Consider the following 17279-nt stretch of genomic DNA (forward strand, 5'->3'; position numbering starts at 1 on the left):
CCGTGACGCGTAACAACATCGCATTCTGGCTAGGTGCCATCGTCTTCCTTGCCGTCGCGCTCACGATGACCCAGCTCGTTCGCAACGAATACCCGTTCTTTGCCGGCTACGTGATCCTGCAATTCATCGTGCTCTCGGTCGCCTGGACCATCCTGGGCGGCTATGCCGGCTATGTGAATTTCGGCACCAACGCTTTCTTTGGCGCCGGCGTCTATACGGCGGTGTTCCTCGCTCACACCTACGAGGCGCCCCTTGGCGTGCAGATCGCGATGGCCGCCGTGGTCGGCAGCCTGCTGGGCCTCACCGTCGGCCTGATGACGCTGCGGATGCGCGGCATCTTCTTCTCGATTGCGACGATTGCGCTCGCGATCATCGTGGAAACCACGGTGACGAACTGGCGCTTCGTCGGCGGTGCGGCCGGCATCCAATTGCAGCGGCCGCCGGTCATGGCGCCGTTCGACAGCTATGTGAAGATGCTGTTCTTCGTGCAGGCGCTGCTGGTGGTCTCATCCGTCGCGATCACGCGCGGTATCCAGAATTCCTGGATCGGCCGCGGGCTGCACGCGCTCAGGGACGACGAGCTCGCCGCCGAATGCACGGGTGTCCCGACCCTGCGGCTCAAGCTGGTCGCCTGCGTCATCTCCGGCGCGCTGATCGCGGCCGGCGGCGCGCCGGCGGCGATGTATCTGCAATATGCCGATCCAGGCTCGGCCTTCAACCTGACCACCTCGGTGTCGGTGCTGGCGATGGCCTTGATCGGCGGCACGTCGCACTGGATCGGCCCGGTGCTCGGTGCGATCCTGCTCGGCACCACGCAGCAGCTGCTCGCGGTGACGATCTCCTCCGAGGTCAATGTGCTGGTGCTGGGCATCATGCTGGTGCTGTTCGTGGTCGGCGCGCCCAAGGGGATCATTGGCCTGGTGCGCCGGTCCAAGCCTCCCGGAGAGCGCGCATGACGGATGCGGCCATGCCCGAGCCCTTGCTGCGCGTCGAATCTCTCACCAAGAGCTTTGGCGGCTTCGTCGCGCTCGACAATATCAGCGTCGATATCCGCAAGGGCGAGCGCTTCGGCTTGATCGGCCCCAACGGCTCGGGCAAGACGACGCTGGTCAACTGCATCTCGGGGGCGCTGCGGCCGAGCCGCGGCCGCGTGTCGCTTGCCGGCGAGGACCTTACGCCGCTGCCGCCGAACCAGCGCGCTCGCCGCGGCATCGCGCGCAGCTTCCAGATTCCGCGCCCCTTTCGGAGCATGACCGTGCTCGAGAACCTGATGGTCGCACTCGATTTCGCCGCTGGGCGCGGCGTGCTGGAATCGGCCGCGCATCGCCGCGACGCGGCGATGTCGATCCTGACGCGCATTGGCCTTGCACCCAAGGCCGGCGCGCTCGCGACCGCCCTGACCCAGGTGGACCTACGCAAGATGGAGCTGGCCAGAGCGCTGGCGATGGGGCCGAAGCTCCTGATATCAGACGAGGCGATGGCCGGGCTGTCGCACTCGGAGGTCGACGAGGTGCTGGATCTGTTGATGAGCCTCGGCGGCGAGGACATCGCGATCATCATGATCGAGCACATCATGCAGGCGGTGATGCGGTTCTCGGAGCGGGTGATGTGCCTCGACGCCGGCCGGATCATCGCGATCGGCGCGCCGGCCGAGGTGATGGCCAATGCGCGGGTGCAGGAGGCCTATCTTGGCGTTTAGCCTCTCGATCGACAGCCTCGATGCCGGCTATGGCGCAGTGAAGGCGCTGCGCGGCGTTTCGATGCGGGTCGACGCCGGCGAGACGGTGGCGCTGCTCGGCACCAACGGCAATGGCAAGAGCACCTTGATGAAATGCGTGATGGGCCTGGTCCGCCCGACGCGCGGCCGGGTCCTGCTGATGATCGACGGCAGGCAGCATGATTTGACCCGGCTGCCGGCCGAGGCGATCGTCGGGCTCGGCGTCGCGCTGGTGCCGGAGGGCCGGCGGTTGTTCCCCAAGCTGACGGTCGAGGAGAACCTGATGCTGGGTGCCTTCCGCAGGGCGGCGCGCAAGGCTATCGCGCACAATCTCGCCCAGGCCTTTGAGACGTTTCCGCTTCTGAAGGAGCGCAGGCGCCAGCTCGCCGGCACCATGTCCGGCGGCCAGCAGCAGATGCTGGCGATCGCGCGCGCGCTGATGTCCTCGCCGCGCCTGTTGCTGGTCGACGAGCCCTCCGTGGGCTTATCACCATTGTTGGTCTCTCAGACCATCAGCAAGATCGGCGAGCTGAAGCAGAGTTTCGGACTCACCGTGTTGATGGCCGAGCAGAACTTCAACCAGGCGATTCGGATCGCCGATCGCGGCTATGTCATCGTCCATGGCGAGATCGCCGCCGCGGCAGATTCGGTTGACGAGCTGAAGGCCAACGACCTCGTCAAGCGGCTCTACCTTGGCGGCGTGGTCTGAGCGATGCTGACGCGTGCATCAGCTCAGGCTCATCGAGCTCCAGATCTCGGCCCGCTGCAGTAGACGCGGGTGGGCCGCGCTTACTGCCGCCCGTTGGTGCATCGTGCTGCGCGGGTCCCAGATCAGGAGGTCACCGGGCTTGCAGGTGCATTGCCAAGCGAACTCTGTGCGCGCGGCGAACTGCCAGAGCTCCTCGAGCAGGGCATTGGATTCGGCCGGCTCCATGCCGACCAGCGACGCATGGCGGCGCTCGCCGAGATGCAGCATCGATCGACCGGTGTCAGGATGGATGCCGACCAGCGGCTGAACCATGGTATCGATCGCGATCTCGTCAGTGGCACCCACGTAGCGAGCGACATCATTCTCGTTGGGCAGCAGATGCCTGATTTTCAGATGCGCGATCCGGCCCCTCAGTGCGGGCGGCAGCGCATCGTAGATCGCATACAGGCTGCTGAATGACGAAGTCGTGCCGAGCGCCGGCGCCAAGGACACGCTGGCCTGACCGAGACGGCGGCGGAAGCGGGCGAGCTCGTGCTCGCCAAGCGTCTGCCCGCGAACCAGCAGCACCTGGTGCTTGAGCAGCGCACGCATCAGCGCGGCAAAAGCCCAGTCGTCGAACGACCTGACATCGACATTGCGGACCTCGGCGCCGAGCGGCGGTCCACTCGGAATCACCTCGAACAGGCTGCCGAGCAGCATGGCCGGCGTCGTTGCGCGCATCTCGCCTCTAGTCTTGCCGGCAAGGTTGCTCCCGAAAGTCATGGCCATCACTCCCCGCTGATTTGCCAACGGGCTGATTCAGCCCTGGGAACGTGTCGTCAGTATCTCGCTGTGGCGGCAAATCGCGGGACAAACGCTGCGCAGGCGGCAAATTGTCGGCGCAGTGCAGCAAGTTGGGTCGAAAATGCGGCGCTGCTCGCGACGTCAGCTGCGTCACTCCGACTCAGGATCGAGGCGCAGCCGGCTCACGCCGGGCGTACCGTGCCCTTGATCTGGGTCCGATGCATGATGCGGCGGCTGTTGTCATCGAACGGGTCGCGCCGATGCATGGTGCAGCGGTTGTCCCAGATCACGAGATCGCCGACCTGCCAGACGTGCTCCCATGCAAACTCAGGGCGGTCGACATACGCCCAGAGCTCATTGAGCAGTGCCTCGGATTCCGCAAGCTCGAGTCCGACCAGGTACGCATTGCGGCGGCGGCCGAGATAGAGCATCTCGCGACCCGTGTCCGGATGCGTGCAGACCAGCGGGTGGATCGCCCCGGGCGAGGTACGCGGGTCATCAGTCGGCGTCACACCTTGCCGCAGGAAGCCGCCGCTATTGTAGGTGCTGTCGTGCTTGATCTTGAGGCCCGTAACCCGGCGCTTCAGCTCGGGCGCGAGCGCATCATGGATCGCATACATGCTGCAGAATGAGGTGTTGCCGCCGACAGGCGGGATCTCCAGCGCGTAAAGTGCACTCGCGATCGGCGGTGCCTCGAGATAGGACATGTCGGTGTGCCAGACCGCTTCGCCGGCGCCCAGGCTGCCGATCGGCTCGCCGTTCTGCTTCACGTTGGAGACGATGTAGATCTCCGGCAGCCCTTCGACGAAGCGGCGGCCATTCTCCTGCACCGGCGCCCAGTCGAGTTCGCCGAACCGGCGGCTGAAGGCGATCAAGTCCTGATCGGACAGGGTCTGTCCACGCACCAGCAGCACCGAATGATCATGGAAGGCGCGCAGCAAGGCAGCGAAAGTGGCGTCGTCCAGCCGCTTCAGGTCGACGTTTGTGACCTCGGCGCCGAGTGCCTTGCCGGTCGGAACGATCTCGACAGCGCGCGACGTGACCTCACGCGCGGAGCTGGTTTCGATATCCATGGTTGTTCCTCCGGCTGCGCTTCTTGGTCAGGATTGGAACACTATACCAAAACAATCACAGATTGCCCGGGATGAATGCGAATAAGGTCGGCCGTTGCAGCAACTCTCGATTGCGGAATTGAACATGACGGAATGGCTTCGGTGGCACCTCGAAGGCAACGTGCTCGCGATCGCGCTTGGTGTGCTCATCGCCGCAGCCATCGTCGCGATGGCCATCTTTGGCATCCCGTTGCAAGGGCGTGCTCCCACCAGCTTGGAACCGGACCGGGGAGTGCACGCATCATGAGTGGGGACCGACCTGCATCAAGAAGCTGAAGCCGTAGCCTGCGGTCCTTAGTGCGACGGCAGCTTCAGGTTGGCCTCGAAGTTGAAACGGTCGCGCAGGTTCTTCCGCGCATCCAGGATGTCCTTCAGGAAAGCGCGATCGGTATCGCTTGCCATCATTGGCTCGAGCAGATCAACCTGGTTCATGGCAACCAGCTGCAGGATCTCGGTGCGCGGCTTGCCGGTGGCATCGCGCGGCAGCGCCTGCACCACCTGAATGTGCTCCGGTGGCTTGGGCCCCTTGGCGGCGGCAAGCTCGCTCTGCAACTGTGCCTCGAGGGAAGCGCGCTCGGCCTCGACGAAAGCGTAAAGCCCGACACCGGTGCGGCGGTCGGCAAAGGCGACGATTGCGGCGTCGCGCACATCTGGATTGCGGCGGATCATTTCGATCAGCACCGGCGCATCATTGACCAGACGCCGGCCGCCACCCTCGCGATCGGTGAAGTTGAAAATGCCGCGGGTGATGCCGCGATAGACCTTCTTGCCGGTCATCAGCCAGACCCGGGCGAACAGCGATTTGCGCGCCAGGATCTTGCGCTCCTTCGGCGTCAACGCCTCCGGCGCATAGGTGCGCTTGTGCTTGAGCAGATGCCGCAGGTCCTCATAGGCGGCGATCCTGAACAGCCGGCTGCGTCGGGAGAAGGAGGCGGCGAGCTGGAAATCGGTGACGTAGCAATGGCCGTCGCGGCCGACCAGCCAGTTCTGCTCCTTGGCGAGATCATTATGGGTGATCCCGGCGCGATGCAGCCGGTGCAGCGCCTGCTTGGCCGAGCGGAAATAGGCGACGTTGCCGCGCGGCTTGGCGAGATGCAGCGCAACGCCGTCGATGAAGCCGCGCACCAGCGCGCGACGGCCGGCCCACAGCAGCTCCGGGCCGACGCCGAGCCCCTTGGCAAGGGTCAATGCCTTCCGCTCCCGGGCGAACAGGTGGCGCGCCAAAAGGTACGACCACCACGGCACCTCGTCGAGCCGGCGCAGCACGGCATCGACCTCGCCTCCGTCCCGGCGGAAGCGACCTCGCTCGACGTTGGAAAAGACGTCGCGCTTGAGCAGCACGCCCTCGCTCCAACGCGCGGACAAGGTTGCGACGTCGTCCTTTGGCAAACTCATCGCAAGACTCACGCGGCAGCGGCGATACGGAGATGGTCGGCGATCCAGCGGTCGAGGTCGGCAAGCGCGCGGGCGCTGAGCGCCTGCTTTTTCGCCACCGTCTTCTCGTTGCCACGCAGCCGCGTGCCGTCCGGCTTCTTGGTCGGCGGGCTCGCAAGCGGCGGGAACAGGCCGAAATTGATGTTCATCGGCTGGAACGAGCGGGTGCCGGCATCGATGGTCTCGATATGGCCGCCGGTGATGTGGCCGAGCAGGGCGCCGAGCGCCGTGGTCTGCGGTGGCGGCGCCAGCCGCTGGCCGCGCGCATCGGCCGCGGCATAGAGGCCGGCGATCAGGCCGATGCTGGCGGATTCCACGTAGCCCTCGCACCCGGTCATCTGGCCGGCAAAGCGCAGTCGCGGCTGCGCACGCAGGCGAAGCTGCTCGTCCAGGAGCTTCGGCGAGTTGAGGAAGGTGTTGCGATGCAGGCCGCCGAGCCGCGCGAACTCCGCCTTCTCAAGGCCCGGGATGGTCCGGAAGACCTGCTGCTGCGCGCCGTATTTCAGCTTGGTCTGGAATCCGACCATGTTGTAGAGCGTGCCGAGCTTGTTGTCCTGGCGCAGCTGGACGATCGCATATGGCTTGACGGTCGGGTTGTGCGGGTTGGTCAGCCCGACCGGCTTCATCGGCCCGTGCCGCAGGGTCTCATGGCCGCGCTCCGCCATCACCTCGACCGGCAGGCAGCCGTCGAAATAGGGCGTATTGGTCTCCCATTCCTTGAACTCGGTCTTTTCGCCCGCGAGCAGCGCGGCGACGAAGCTGTCATACTGCTCCTTGGTCATGGGGCAGTTGATGTAGTCGGCGCCGGTACCGCCCGGCCCGACCTTGTCATAGCGTGACTGAAACCAGGCCACCGACATGTCGATCGAATCCTTGTGGACGATCGGCGCGATGGCGTCGAAGAAGGCGAGCGCGCTCTCGTCGGTCAGCGCGCGGATGGCGTCCGCCAGCGGCTGCGAGGTGAGGGGCCCGGTGGCGACGATGACGTTATCCCAGTCGGCCGGCGGCAGGCCGGTGATCTCGCCACGCCGAAGCTCGATGCGCGGATGGTCCTGCAGCGCCTTTGCAACTGCGGCCGAGAAGCCCTCGCGGTCTACCGCGAGCGCGCCGCCAGCGGGCACCTGGTTGGCATCCGCGGCGCGCATGATCAGCGAGCCGAGCCGGCGCATCTCGGCATGCAGGAGGCCGACCGCGTTGTTGGCGGCATCGTCTGAGCGGAAGGAATTCGAGCAAACCAGTTCAGCCGGCGAGTCGGTGCGGTGCGCCTCGGTCGTGCGAACCGGGCGCATTTCGTGCAGGACGACGTCGATGCCGGCCTGCGCGAGCTGCCAAGCCGCTTCGGAGCCCGCAAGTCCGGCGCCGATCACGTGAACTGATTCGGAAGTTGATGACCCTGTCATGGGCGCGACAGGTAGCGCGTTTCATGCAGCAGGGAAATGCAATGTCGCCCGATGCCGAATGAAAAGCTTCGCGGGAACCCGGCGGTTCTTCAAGTCACGGCCGCGGGTGCTTATCTGCACGTAGTCGGACCCGGAGACGACATCGCCCGCCGGGCTGGCGGGCGATGTCCGTTGGCTAGTCGGAAGATTGGTTCAGCCGTTGTAGTGACCGGCAGCAACGCGCGGAATGTCCGAACGATCGAGACCGATATCGGCGAGTTCACGATCGCTGAGCTGCGACAGCTCCGCAACGTTGCGCTGATACTCACGAAACGCCTGGACCATGCGGATGAGCGAGAGCAACATGAAAATTCTCCTTAGATCTACGATTCAGCTCTTTGCCAGGGCCTCATCGTTGAAATGAACATAGGACAGATTGTTGCGGTGCGGTAGTCGCGATTGTTGCGGCGCAGCTAAACGGTCAGCGCATAGCTCGGCTAACGAGCCGGTAAGAATTCGGGAGTTCTCCGGACCGGCGGTCGACCAAATTTAAGGTCGGCTAAAATTACCAGCATAAACAGCGGTTAAGCCAAGCTGAAGAGCAGAGCACACCCAAGCAAGAGCGCAGGTTTTTCCGCCATTGGGCGTGCGCCGAACTGACCGGCTGCGACTGTCGCCGAACCTCCTAAAGAGCATGGCGTGTTATCTGTCTATGCGGCGGTGCACAATATAGTGAAGAAAAATTCATTTCTAGGAAGAGGCTGCGAGAGAGCTGCTGGAGAGAAGAAGTGAGCGCAGAGAGCGGGCGGGCGACTGCTGCATCGCGTCGTTACGACCCTTTAATCCAAACGGAACCGAACGCATGACGGGTCTGCCAATACCGTTGATCACGTTTGTCTCGCAGCGAATTCATTTCTGAAGCTGCACCTGTCTGCGACAAATTGCCTCATGACCGCGGCAATGAAGCCGTGCTGTCGCACACAAGGTGGGGAAATAAAATGCTCAAGAAGCTTCTCGCGGCGGCCGCTCTGGCTGCCATGACGATATCGGTGATGCCGGCGGACGCGGCGAAAGTGCACGGCGTCGGCTGCAGCGGACCCAATCTGGAAAAGACCGAGGCGGCGATCGAGGCCATGGCCGACGGCGACACGAAGTATGCGGCTGAAAGGGAAATCGCCGCGGCGCAGGAAGCGCTGCTCAGCGGCAAGGCGGGCATCTGCAGCCAGCACCTGACAAAGGCGGCGCAGGCGGCGAAGTGAAGTAGGCTGCCTGTATGGAGCGTAGCGTGTGGCGAGAAGGCCGACCGTGACCGCGGTCGGCCTTGGCGTGTCGGCCGGCTACGGCGCGCGGGCGAGCTGGGTCGCGAAGGACGCGATCGTCCGCGCATAGACCTCGCTCTTGTTCCACTGCTGCAGCACCGGGAAATTCGGGCTGCCGGGCTCCCAGTCCTTGCCACGCTGCCAGCCGTAGCCCTTGAGATAGTTGGCGGTGGAGGCGAGCACGTCGGGCGCGTTGTGCATGAGGTCGCGCCGGCCGTTGCCGTCGAAATCGACCGCATATTTGACCCAGGATGACGGCATGAACTGGGTTTGCCCGATTTCGCCGGCCCAGGCACCGCGCATCTCCTGAGGTGTCAGGTCGCCGCGTTCCACGATCCGCAGCGCATCCATCAACTCGCCCCGGAACTCTTCCGCGCGGCGGCAATCATAGGCCAAGGTCGCCAGCGCGCGGATCGTGGGGAACTTGCCGATGTTGACGCCGAAATCGGTTTCCAGACCCCAGATCGCGACCAGCACCTCGCCGGGGACGCCGTAGGTCTGCTCGATGCGCGACAGCACCGAGCCATATTGCTTGAGCATGTTGGAGCCGCGGGTCAGCCGCGGCGGGATCATGCGGCCGGAGAACTCTTCGAAAGTCTGGCTGAAGACCTTCTGCGAATGATCGCGGTTGATCACGCTTTGATCCAGCGTGACGCCGGCCAGCCCGCTGTCGATAGCGGCCTTCGAGATGCCCTTCGACGCCGCGTCGGCCTTGAAGTCGGCGAGCCACGCATCGAAGTTGCCGCTGCCGCAAGCGACCGCCGCCTGCACTGCCGTGGCCGGGAACAGGAGAACGGCCCCGACGGCGATCATTCGGGCGAGGCGGAAAGAGGTCATCAGGGAAACACCTGTGTAAAATGATCTGCAAACGATGACCGGCAAACCGCCATGTTGGCAGCAACCGCGGCCAAAACAAGGCTTACAGTTCACCTTGCCGTGGGGCGCATGTGCGCTGCGCTGCTTCAGCCGCGTGCTGATTGTGCCCATCTCTCCTTCTCGTTAACGGCACGCTGCGACAGCCGCATAGGGTCGCGCACCGATCCGCGGGCAGTGTCTGCCGCCAGCGGATCGAGTGACGCCCGCTCTCACTTCCGGTCATGCTGGCGCCACGGGAACAAATTGGCCGGGAAATCCGCCGCTGGCTTGGGCTCGCGCGGTGGCGGGGTCACCACTGGCCTCGCGTTCGGCGCGATCGCGACCGTCTCGCGATAGAGATGCCAAGTGGCGTGGCCGAGCACCGGGATAACGACGGCGAGGCCCAGGAAGAACGGGATCGTACCCACGACCAGCAGCCCAGCGACGATCAGGCCCCAGGCTGCCATCGGCACCGGATTGCGGGCGACGACGCGCAGCGACGTCACCATGGCTTCGAACGCGCCGGCGTGGCGGTCGAGCATCAACGGGAACGAGACCACGCTGAGGCACAGCGCCACCAGGGCGAACAGGAAGCCGGTGCCGCAGCCGACGACGATCAGCCACCATCCTTGCGGCGTGGTCAGAACGCGACGCACGAAATCAGATGCGCTGTCGGCGCCACCATAACCGAAGGCGGCGACGTAGATCGCTTGCGCGGTGCCGATCCAGACCACGAACAGTGCAAGCAGGAGCGTGCCTAACCCCAGCATCGCCCCGAAGGACGGCGAGCGCAGCACCTCGAACGCATCCCACGCAGTTGCGCTTTCGCCCCGCTCGCGGCGGCTGCTCAGCTCATAGAGGCCGAGCGCGGCGAACGGACCGAGCAGAGCAAAGCCGGCTGCGAGCGGAAACAGCAGCGGCAGCACCGAATAGCCCGACACGACGCGGGCAAGCACCAGGCCGAGCACGGGATAGATCACGCATAGCATCAGTGCGTGGCTGGGCATCGCCTCGAAATCCGCCCAGCCGAGCCGGAGCGCACGCGACAGATCGGACAGGCCGATGGTGCGGATCGAGAGCTCGGCCTCCACCTCATCGGCCGGCCGAACATGCGAGGCGACATTGCTGTGATAAGTGGCCATGATCGTTCACTCCCAAACAGGGCGGGCACGTGTCACAACCGGCAAGGTCGGCGGCGCCCTTTGGATGCGTCCGCGACAGGGCCAGTCCAACCAACCGAATGGCCATTCGCGAACTGAAGTGTTGAGCATATCCGGAATTGGCTTTGCCCGATGCTCACGGCTCGGTGACTTCGGGTGTGCCGCAATGCACAGGCGACGCAACCACAGGAGGTGAGCGTCATTCCGCCGTCATTCCGCCGCGGGTAGGCTGCAAATCGGCCGCGCTGGTCGCGTTGGCAAGCAGCGCGCGTGGCCTTAAGATTTTCCGACCGGCCATCGCGCAACGAAAAAGAGCCGATCAAGTTCTTCACACGATCTGTGGATCCTTTTGGGAGCAACTGATGAGCGTTTTTGGAAAAATCATGAGCGCGATTTTCGGCCATTCGGCGACCGCCGCGCCCACAGGGGGCGTAGCGCCGGCCGATGCCGCGCCGAGTTCGGGCGGGACTGCAGCCGCACCGGCTCCGAGCGGAACGACGCCGAGCGCATCCACGCCGGCCGCCCCGCCGCAGAGCGTCGATGTCGCCGCAATCGTCGACAAGGCGGCGGCCGCCAAGCACGAGAAGCTGGAATGGCGTACCTCGATCGTCGACCTGATGAAGGCGCTCGACATCGACTCGAGCCTCGCCGCGCGCAAGGAGCTGGCCAAGGAGCTCGGCTACAGCGGCGACACCAACGATTCCGCGAGCATGAACGTCTGGCTGCACAAGCAGGTCATGGCCCAGCTCGCCGCCAATGGCGGCAAGCTGCCCCCTGAGATCAAGCACTGAGCGCCCGGGCTGCCGGTTTGAATGTGATCTCGAAAGGCCCGCGCTCGCGCGGGCCTTTATCAAGCCGGAGCGTGGTCGCCGGTCAGTGCGCTGCGAGCCCGGCGCGGCGCCACGCCAGCGCGCAAAGCTCCGTGCGGCTGTGGCCGATGTCATACAAGGTGCGATCGTCCAGCGCCGCAATGCAGGCGAGCTCGGAACGATAATGTGCGTACCGCTTGATAAATTCGTAGGCGGTGATGATGAGCATGAGCCTCTCCGGCGGGTTCGTTGTCCCGCCGACGACTGCAGCGCCGTTCGGGTCGCCCAAGAGTTAACAACATCTGCGGCAACTGGCATCACGGTAATCCTACGGCCGGTCATCCCACGATATCCGCGTGTTCTGGGTGTCGCTCCAGGTAGTCGGCGACGAAGCTGCAGCCGGCCCGCACCTTGCGACCGTCGGCGCGGATCAGCTCCAGCGCGCCCTTCACCAGATCGGAGGCGATGCCGCGGCCGCGCAAGGCCCGCGGCGTCTCCGTGTGAGTAATGACGAGGGCCGCCGGCGTCATCACATAACTGGCGAAGGCCGTGCCGCCTTCGACGTCGAGCTCGAAGCGGTGTCGTTCCTTGTTGTCGCGGACCGTCATCATCATGGCCTCATTTCCGGGGGTGGCTCTTCAAGAGCAGTCGCGTGGAATATGACGTCGATCATGAGCACGCCCACCTCGTCCACGACATGCCTGTCGAGCTGAAAATCGATGGGTGCCGCTCGCCACAAGCGGTCGTGCATGAGGGGCGTGCTCCTCTCGTCGCGACGTGATCCGGCTGCCCTTGCCCGGCCTCGTTCGATGGCGATAAACAGGTTGGAAAGGGCGGTTCAACCGCCGCACGCTGCTCTGCGAGGAACCTCCCATGATGCTCGTCCAACGTCCGCCCGGCACGCCCATGATCGCAGGGAGCGGCCAATGAGCGACGTGGGGGCAAGCACGCAGACGGCGCCGAAAGGCGGGCTGGCGCGGATGTCGCGCCGGGTCATGAACCTCGCGCACATTATGACGCAGAACGGCCGCAGGCTCGGCGACCGCACCGGCTTCGTCTGGGGCGAGCGCGCCTTCACCTGGCGCGAGCTCGACCGGATGGCCTCGGCGCTTGCGGCGGCGCTCGCCGCGCGCGGTATCGAGAAGGGCGATCGCATCCTGGTGCACTCCAAGAACTGCGACGAGATGTTCGTCTCGATGTTCGCAGCGTTCCGGCTCGGCGCGGTCTGGGTGCCTACCAATTTCCGCCTGATGCCCGATGAGGTCGCCTATCTCGGCACGGCATCCGGCGCCAAGGGCTTCCTCTGCCATGGCGATTTTCCCGAGCATGCAGCGGCGGCAACCGGTGCGGCCTTCGTCTGGCGCATCGGCGACAGCGGGACGTTCGGCGAGCGCACGCTCAGCGACGCCATCAAGGCGCATGCGGGCGCGCATGTGGAGAATGTCGCGGTCGAGCACGACGATCCCTGCTGGTTCTTCTTCACCTCCGGCACCACCGGCCGCTCCAAGGCGGCGGTGCTGACCCATGGCCAGATGGCGTTCGTCATCACCAATCATCTCGCCGATTTGACGCCCGGCACCACCGAGGATGATGCCGCGCTGGTGGTGGCGCCGCTGTCGCATGGCGCGGGCGTGCATCAGCTGATGCAATGCGCGCGGGGAGCCAAGACCGTGCTGCTGCCAAGCGAGAAGTTCGACATCACCGAAGCCTTCCGCCTGATCGAGGCCCATCGCATTAGCAACCTCTTCACCGTGCCGACCATTCTGAAGATGATGGTCGAGCATCCTGCGGCCGATCAGTTCGACCATTCCTCGCTGCGCCACGTCATCTATGCCGGCGCTCCGATGTATCGCGAGGACCAGAAGCGGGCACTTGCCAAGCTCGGCAAGGTGATCGTGCAATATTTCGGGCTTGGCGAGGTCACCGGCAACATCACCGTGCTGCCGGCGGCGCTGCACGAGGTGGAAGATGGTCCCGAGGCGCGGATCGGCACCTGCGGCTATGAGCGCACGGGCATGCAGGTCTCCATCCAGGACGATGTGGGCCGCGAGCTGAAGCCGGGCGAGACCGGCGAGATCTGCGTGATCGGACCCGCGGTATTCGCGGGCTACTACGACAATCCGGAGGCCAATGCGAAGGCGTTCCGCGATGGCTGGTTCCGTACCGGTGATCTCGGCCACATGGACGAGCAGGGCTTCGTCTACATCACTGGCCGCGCCTCGGACATGTACATCTCCGGGGGCTCCAACATCTATCCCCGTGAGGTCGAGGAGAAGATCCTCATGCACCCTGCGATCGGCGAGGTCGCCGTACTCGGGGTGCCGGACCCTGTGTGGGGCGAGGTCGGCGTTGCCGTCTGCGTGCCGCATGAAGGCGTGGCAGCACCGAGCGAGAGCGACATGGCCGGCTACCTCGCCACCAAGCTGCCGCGCTACAAGATGCCAAAACGCTTCTTCTTCTGGGACGCCTTGCCGAAATCCGGCTATGGCAAGATCCCGAAGCGGCTGGTGCGCGATGAGCTCGAGGCGCGTGGGCTGCTCGACCTCAACGCGAAGCAGGCCTGACCGATGCGAGAGGTTCGTCAGCCCGGGTCGCCGGCGGCCGAGCGCATCCAGTGGGTCGAGGCGCGCGGCCGTGGCTTTTCCTTCGCTGTGCCGGCTGGCGTGTCGCTGCTCGAAGCGGTGCGGCAGGGCTTCGCTGCGCAGGGCTTTGTGAGTGGCGTTGCCAGCTTCAAGACTGGCGCGCTCGGGCCCTTCGCCTATGTGATGCCGGCACTGTCGAAGACACCGGAGCACGCGGCATTCTACAGTGAGACCTATCGGCCTGATGGCATCACACGGCTCTCCACCGCGACCATGACGTTCGGTGCGCGCGACAACGCGCCGTTCTTCCATTGTCACGCGCTCTGGACGGAGGAGGGCGGTCCCCAAAATGGCGGCCATATCCTGCCGGAGGAGACCGTCATTGCTGAGCCGTTCGAGGTCGAGGCCTTCGGACTCGACGGCGCGGTGTTTACCGCGGAGCCTGATCCCGAGACGAATTTCAAGCTGTTCGGGCCGGTATCGGCCGCAGCTCGCAGTGCCACGACGGATCGTCGCGCCTTCGCGCTGCGGCTGCGGCCGAACCAGGATTTTGCGTTTTGTCTCGAGGCGTTCTGCCGTGCTCACGGCGTCAGCCGGGCACACATTCGCGGCGGAGTCGGCTCGACCATCGGCGCGTGCTTCACTGACGGTCGTGTTGTCGAGCCATTCGCGACCGAGCTGACGGTCACTGCCGGTCAGATCGCGCCGGGTGTAGATGGTGCACTTGAGGCCGCCCTCGATATCGCGCTGGTCGACTACACCGGCGCACTCGCGCAAGGCCGGTTGGTGCGTAGCAATAATCCAGTGCTGATGACCATGGAGCTGGTGCTGGAGGTGCTGGACTGAGATGCCGATAGTTCTTGTTATGTTCCTTGCGATGTGCAAGTTTGCCGCGTCTCTTTGGAGTTGTGGGGCCGCGACATGGCGAGGCGAAACGCGACATCAGACTGCCGGCGCCTTACCTGAAGCGCCTCTGGCTTGATCCGGCAAAGATTCCCGATCGCACCGCCTATCCGTTCTGCCTGCCGTTCCTGCAGGACGATTTCGAGATCCGCTTCTCGCATGCCATCACCATCATCGTCGGTGAGAACGGCACCGGCAAATCGACCCTGCTCGAGGGGATTGCGGCACTCGCAGGCTATGACGAAGCCGGCGGCGGCAAAGGCTACATGCCCGTCGATCATTCCGAAGCGATCGAGAAGATGGGCGGCGAATTGTCTACCGCGCTGCGCGCAAGCTGGCTGCCGAAGATCACCCAGGGTTGGTTCTTCCGCGCCGAGAGCTTCTTCTCGGTTGCGCGCTATCTGGACAATGCCGCGCGCCAGGTGCGCGCAATGCCACCAGATTTCCTCTCGCATTCTCATGGCGAAGGGTTTCTGCGTTTCTTTCAGGAGCGCTGCCGACGTCAGGGCATCTACATCTTCGACGAGCCGGAATCGGCATTGTCGCCGTCGCGGCAGATCGAGTTTCTGAAACTGATGCGACGGATGGACGACGCCGGCTATTGCCAGGTGGTGATGGCGACGCATTCGCCAGTGCTGATGGCCTATCCCAACGCGACCTTGCTGCGACTGACCAAATACGGGCTGGAGCCGGTGCGCGTGCAGGACACCGATCATTTCAAGGCCATGCGCGAGTTCTGCGATGATCCGCAAGGCTTCGTCGAGGCAGTGTTTGCGGAGTGAGGACATCTCGAACTCAGGTCAAACTTTCTTGTGGAGACGAGGGGCGTTTCATCCCCTCTGCTGTCATCGCCCGGCTTGACCGGGCGATCCAGTACTCAGAGATGGCGGTGATGAACCGAGAGGCCGCGGTGTACTGGATCGTCCGCCTTCGCGGACGATGACAACAGAGGATGCGGCCCGATAGTCATCTTCGTCGAAGCCTTGCGCCTCGCAATGACGACTGAAACAAACGTCCGCCTTCTCGCGGCGCGTTCGTGCCCGAGTTTTGCCAACTCATCACCCCCATCGAAACGAGGGCGCAGGGAAGACCGCATAGGCGTTAAGTTTAGTCTTGCGTGTTGGAATCGTTCGTGATTCGAACATGGGATGACACGAGATTCGCTTTTGAACGAAGACTGGGCGAGCGTCGTTACGCAGCTAGGTGGGGCTGCGCAGCTCGAGAGCAGCGCGCGCCAGACGAAAGCTTTCGTGCGGCAACGGCGGATCCCTGATGCGGTGGCGTTGCTTCGGCTGATGCTGGCTTATTGTCTGGGTGAAAGAGGGTTAAGATCGACGGCCGCGTGGGCTGCTTCTGTTGGCCTTGCCAATCTGAGTAGCGTGGCGCTGTTCTACCGCCTGCGTCAATGTGGCGATTGGTTTACCGTGCTTGTGGAGCGCTTGCTCGCGGCGGCGGCGCCAAAGGCGAGCCGAGGCCGTCTGATCCGTATCATCGATGCCACGACAGTGCCTCAGGCAGGGCCGGCTGCGCGCAAGAACAGCGAGCTTTGGCGCATTCATAGTGCATTTGATCTGCCATATGAGCGGTTTGGCCATTTCGAACTGACAGATCAGCAAGAGGGCGAGACGTTTGACCGCATACCAGTGGTCAAGGGTGAGATCCGTATTGCTGACCGCGCCTATCTACAACCTGATCGCATCTCGGCAGTGCTCGAAGCTGGTGCAGATGTTTTGATCCGAGCGGGCTGGAAGAACGCACGTTGGCTTGATGCCAAAGGCTATCCGCTCGATCTGATAGCCGAATTACGGGCGGGGAACGCCCGCGGACTGATCGATCGGCCGATTTGGATCAAACGCAAGGCCGGCGCGCCTCTGGCTATGCGTCTGATCGCAGTCAAGAAGTCTGCCGATGCGGCTGCCGCGTCGCGTCGTAAAGCCCGGCGAGACGCCCAAGACGAAAACCGCACCATCTCTAAAGAAACTTTGGAAGCGGCGGATTGGGTCATCCTGGTCACCTCGCTAGCGCCGGACGAGTTCACCGTCGAAGATGTGCTTGCGCTTTACAGACTGCGATGGCGGATCGAACTCGGCTTCAAGCGATTGAAGAGTTTGATCGGCCTCAAGACATCGCCTGGAACCGATCCGCGCTCCGCCAAGCCCTACCTGCTGGCTCATCTCTTGATCATTTTGCTGCTCGAACCGCTTGTCCGCGAGTTCGAGGACTCTCCCCACTGGACGCAGGCCGCCTGACGACACCTGGCGCTTGGCGTGTCTTGCAGCAACTCATTGCGTCCTTGCTACAAGCAATCATTCCACAACCAACCATCCGCCGCCTCCATCACAGCAAACGGGTACTGGACCGGCACCTCTACGAGCCACCTCGAAAACGACGATATCAATCGATGCCCGCATTATCTTAACGCCTATGGGGAAGACCGGGTGCTTGGCCAACACCCATGGCCCCCGTGCGGGAAGAAGTGCACGGGGCAGGAACCACAGGTATGGCCGATGCAGCCCG

Annotated in this window: 19 protein-coding genes; 10 read left to right on the top strand and 9 right to left on the bottom strand. The window is 64.0% G+C overall.

Translation table 11 applies throughout. From position 1 onward, the window contains the following. Window positions 1-2 precede the first annotated feature (2 nt). From P6U24_RS17225 to P6U24_RS17235, 3 genes are read left to right on the top strand one after another with little or no spacing between them, the layout of a single operon-like run. Window positions 3-956 (top strand): branched-chain amino acid ABC transporter permease, encoded by a 954-nt coding sequence (locus tag P6U24_RS17225; protein ID WP_407160261.1) that lies wholly within the window; start codon window positions 3-5, stop codon window positions 954-956. Next, window positions 953-1699, top strand: coding sequence for an ABC transporter ATP-binding protein (locus P6U24_RS17230; RefSeq protein WP_407160262.1), 747 nt, complete (start codon window positions 953-955; stop codon window positions 1697-1699). Before P6U24_RS17225 ends, P6U24_RS17230 begins: the two co-directional genes overlap by 4 nt. Then, the gene (locus tag P6U24_RS17235; RefSeq protein ID WP_407160263.1) at window positions 1689-2426 is read left to right on the top strand and encodes an ABC transporter ATP-binding protein; all 738 of its coding nucleotides are present in this window, start codon (window positions 1689-1691) and stop codon (window positions 2424-2426) included. Before P6U24_RS17230 ends, P6U24_RS17235 begins: the two co-directional genes overlap by 11 nt. Before the next feature lie 18 nt (window positions 2427-2444). Here P6U24_RS17235 and P6U24_RS17240 read toward each other — a convergent pair whose 3' ends face one another. Both P6U24_RS17240 and P6U24_RS17245 read right to left on the bottom strand, forming a co-directional pair. Further along, window positions 2445-3188, bottom strand: a complete 744-nt coding sequence (locus P6U24_RS17240) for a TauD/TfdA dioxygenase family protein (protein WP_407160264.1) — start codon at window positions 3186-3188, stop codon at window positions 2445-2447. A gap of 203 nt (window positions 3189-3391) precedes the next feature. Beyond that, complete coding sequence (locus P6U24_RS17245) at window positions 3392-4282, bottom strand: TauD/TfdA dioxygenase family protein (protein ID WP_407160265.1); 891 nt, start codon at window positions 4280-4282, stop codon at window positions 3392-3394. Between the two features lie 124 nt (window positions 4283-4406). Between P6U24_RS17245 and P6U24_RS17250 the strand changes: the two genes are divergently transcribed. After that, complete coding sequence (locus tag P6U24_RS17250; protein WP_407160266.1) at window positions 4407-4568, top strand: hypothetical protein; 162 nt, start codon at window positions 4407-4409, stop codon at window positions 4566-4568. A gap of 47 nt (window positions 4569-4615) precedes the next feature. Here P6U24_RS17250 and P6U24_RS17255 read toward each other — a convergent pair whose 3' ends face one another. The 3 genes from P6U24_RS17255 to P6U24_RS17265 form a co-directional block, all read right to left on the bottom strand. After that, the gene (locus P6U24_RS17255; protein ID WP_407160267.1) at window positions 4616-5716 is read right to left on the bottom strand and encodes an AMP-binding enzyme; all 1101 of its coding nucleotides are present in this window, start codon (window positions 5714-5716) and stop codon (window positions 4616-4618) included. A gap of 8 nt (window positions 5717-5724) precedes the next feature. After that, entirely contained in the window at window positions 5725-7155 is a 1431-nt protein-coding gene (gene trmFO, locus P6U24_RS17260) for a methylenetetrahydrofolate--tRNA-(uracil(54)-C(5))-methyltransferase (FADH(2)-oxidizing) TrmFO (RefSeq protein ID WP_407160268.1), read from the bottom strand. A gap of 192 nt (window positions 7156-7347) precedes the next feature. Then, window positions 7348-7500, bottom strand: coding sequence for a DUF1127 domain-containing protein (locus P6U24_RS17265; protein WP_006614327.1), 153 nt, complete (start codon window positions 7498-7500; stop codon window positions 7348-7350). A 632-nt stretch (window positions 7501-8132) separates the two neighbouring features. On the opposite strand from P6U24_RS17265, the gene P6U24_RS17270 reads away from it, so the two are divergent. Further along, the gene (locus P6U24_RS17270) at window positions 8133-8393 is read left to right on the top strand and encodes a hypothetical protein (protein ID WP_407160269.1); all 261 of its coding nucleotides are present in this window, start codon (window positions 8133-8135) and stop codon (window positions 8391-8393) included. 78 nt (window positions 8394-8471) lie between these two features. On the opposite strand, the gene P6U24_RS17275 is transcribed toward P6U24_RS17270, so the two are convergent. Together P6U24_RS17275 and P6U24_RS17280 are read right to left on the bottom strand one after the other, a co-directional pair. Next, entirely contained in the window at window positions 8472-9266 is a 795-nt protein-coding gene (locus P6U24_RS17275) for a lytic transglycosylase domain-containing protein (RefSeq protein WP_407160494.1), read from the bottom strand. Window positions 9267-9538: 272 nt separating this feature from the next. Further along, on the bottom strand, window positions 9539-10450 hold the full coding sequence (locus P6U24_RS17280) for a DUF2189 domain-containing protein (RefSeq protein ID WP_407160270.1): 912 nt from the start codon (window positions 10448-10450) through the stop codon (window positions 9539-9541). Between the two features lie 380 nt (window positions 10451-10830). Between P6U24_RS17280 and P6U24_RS17285 the strand changes: the two genes are divergently transcribed. Next, window positions 10831-11259, top strand: coding sequence for a DUF3597 domain-containing protein (locus P6U24_RS17285; protein ID WP_407160271.1), 429 nt, complete (start codon window positions 10831-10833; stop codon window positions 11257-11259). Window positions 11260-11341: 82 nt separating this feature from the next. Here the strand turns inward: P6U24_RS17285 and P6U24_RS17290 are convergent, their stop codons facing one another. Further along, on the bottom strand, window positions 11342-11506 hold the full coding sequence (locus P6U24_RS17290; RefSeq protein ID WP_407160272.1) for a hypothetical protein: 165 nt from the start codon (window positions 11504-11506) through the stop codon (window positions 11342-11344). 109 nt (window positions 11507-11615) lie between these two features. Continuing rightward, window positions 11616-11891 carry a GNAT family N-acetyltransferase gene (locus P6U24_RS17295; protein ID WP_407160273.1) on the bottom strand — a complete coding sequence of 92 codons (276 nt, stop codon included), beginning with the start codon at window positions 11889-11891 and terminating at the stop codon, window positions 11616-11618. Window positions 11892-12203: 312 nt separating this feature from the next. On the opposite strand from P6U24_RS17295, the gene P6U24_RS17300 reads away from it, so the two are divergent. From P6U24_RS17300 to P6U24_RS17315, 4 genes are all read left to right on the top strand, one after another. Beyond that, on the top strand, window positions 12204-13841 hold the full coding sequence (locus P6U24_RS17300; protein ID WP_407160274.1) for an acyl-CoA synthetase: 1638 nt from the start codon (window positions 12204-12206) through the stop codon (window positions 13839-13841). Window positions 13842-13844: 3 nt separating this feature from the next. After that, on the top strand, window positions 13845-14705 hold the full coding sequence (locus P6U24_RS17305; RefSeq protein WP_407160275.1) for a PCC domain-containing protein: 861 nt from the start codon (window positions 13845-13847) through the stop codon (window positions 14703-14705). A 41-nt stretch (window positions 14706-14746) separates the two neighbouring features. Beyond that, the gene (locus P6U24_RS17310; protein WP_407160276.1) at window positions 14747-15544 is read left to right on the top strand and encodes an AAA family ATPase; all 798 of its coding nucleotides are present in this window, start codon (window positions 14747-14749) and stop codon (window positions 15542-15544) included. A gap of 366 nt (window positions 15545-15910) precedes the next feature. Beyond that, the gene (locus P6U24_RS17315; RefSeq protein ID WP_407160277.1) at window positions 15911-17011 is read left to right on the top strand and encodes an IS4 family transposase; all 1101 of its coding nucleotides are present in this window, start codon (window positions 15911-15913) and stop codon (window positions 17009-17011) included. Window positions 17012-17279: the final 268 nt, after the last annotated feature.

It is taken from the genome of Bradyrhizobium sp. STM 3557 (assembly GCF_045571465.1).
Lineage (GTDB): Bacteria > Pseudomonadota > Alphaproteobacteria > Rhizobiales > Xanthobacteraceae > Bradyrhizobium.

Bases quoted from the DNA above. Each gene is read 5' to 3' on its own strand.
- P6U24_RS17290 (WP_407160272.1), bottom strand. From the start codon at position 11,506: ATGCTCATCATCACCGCCTACGAATTTATCAAGCGGTACGCACATTAT.
- P6U24_RS17315 (WP_407160277.1), top strand. From the start codon at position 15,911: ATGACACGAGATTCGCTTTTGAACGAAGACTGGGCGAGCGTCGTTACG.
- trmFO (WP_407160268.1), bottom strand. From the start codon at position 7,155: ATGACAGGGTCATCAACTTCCGAATCAGTTCACGTGATCGGCGCCGGA.
- P6U24_RS17230 (WP_407160262.1), top strand. From the start codon at position 953: ATGACGGATGCGGCCATGCCCGAGCCCTTGCTGCGCGTCGAATCTCTC.
- P6U24_RS17255 (WP_407160267.1), bottom strand. From the start codon at position 5,716: ATGAGTTTGCCAAAGGACGACGTCGCAACCTTGTCCGCGCGTTGGAGC.
- P6U24_RS17250 (WP_407160266.1), top strand. From the start codon at position 4,407: ATGACGGAATGGCTTCGGTGGCACCTCGAAGGCAACGTGCTCGCGATC.
- P6U24_RS17270 (WP_407160269.1), top strand. From the start codon at position 8,133: ATGCTCAAGAAGCTTCTCGCGGCGGCCGCTCTGGCTGCCATGACGATA.
- P6U24_RS17240 (WP_407160264.1), bottom strand. From the start codon at position 3,188: ATGACTTTCGGGAGCAACCTTGCCGGCAAGACTAGAGGCGAGATGCGC.
- P6U24_RS17280 (WP_407160270.1), bottom strand. From the start codon at position 10,450: ATGGCCACTTATCACAGCAATGTCGCCTCGCATGTTCGGCCGGCCGAT.
- P6U24_RS17245 (WP_407160265.1), bottom strand. From the start codon at position 4,282: ATGGATATCGAAACCAGCTCCGCGCGTGAGGTCACGTCGCGCGCTGTC.
- P6U24_RS17275 (WP_407160494.1), bottom strand. From the start codon at position 9,266: ATGATCGCCGTCGGGGCCGTTCTCCTGTTCCCGGCCACGGCAGTGCAG.
- P6U24_RS17295 (WP_407160273.1), bottom strand. From the start codon at position 11,891: ATGATGATGACGGTCCGCGACAACAAGGAACGACACCGCTTCGAGCTC.
- P6U24_RS17285 (WP_407160271.1), top strand. From the start codon at position 10,831: ATGAGCGTTTTTGGAAAAATCATGAGCGCGATTTTCGGCCATTCGGCG.
- P6U24_RS17300 (WP_407160274.1), top strand. From the start codon at position 12,204: ATGAGCGACGTGGGGGCAAGCACGCAGACGGCGCCGAAAGGCGGGCTG.
- P6U24_RS17305 (WP_407160275.1), top strand. From the start codon at position 13,845: ATGCGAGAGGTTCGTCAGCCCGGGTCGCCGGCGGCCGAGCGCATCCAG.
- P6U24_RS17265 (WP_006614327.1), bottom strand. From the start codon at position 7,500: ATGTTGCTCTCGCTCATCCGCATGGTCCAGGCGTTTCGTGAGTATCAG.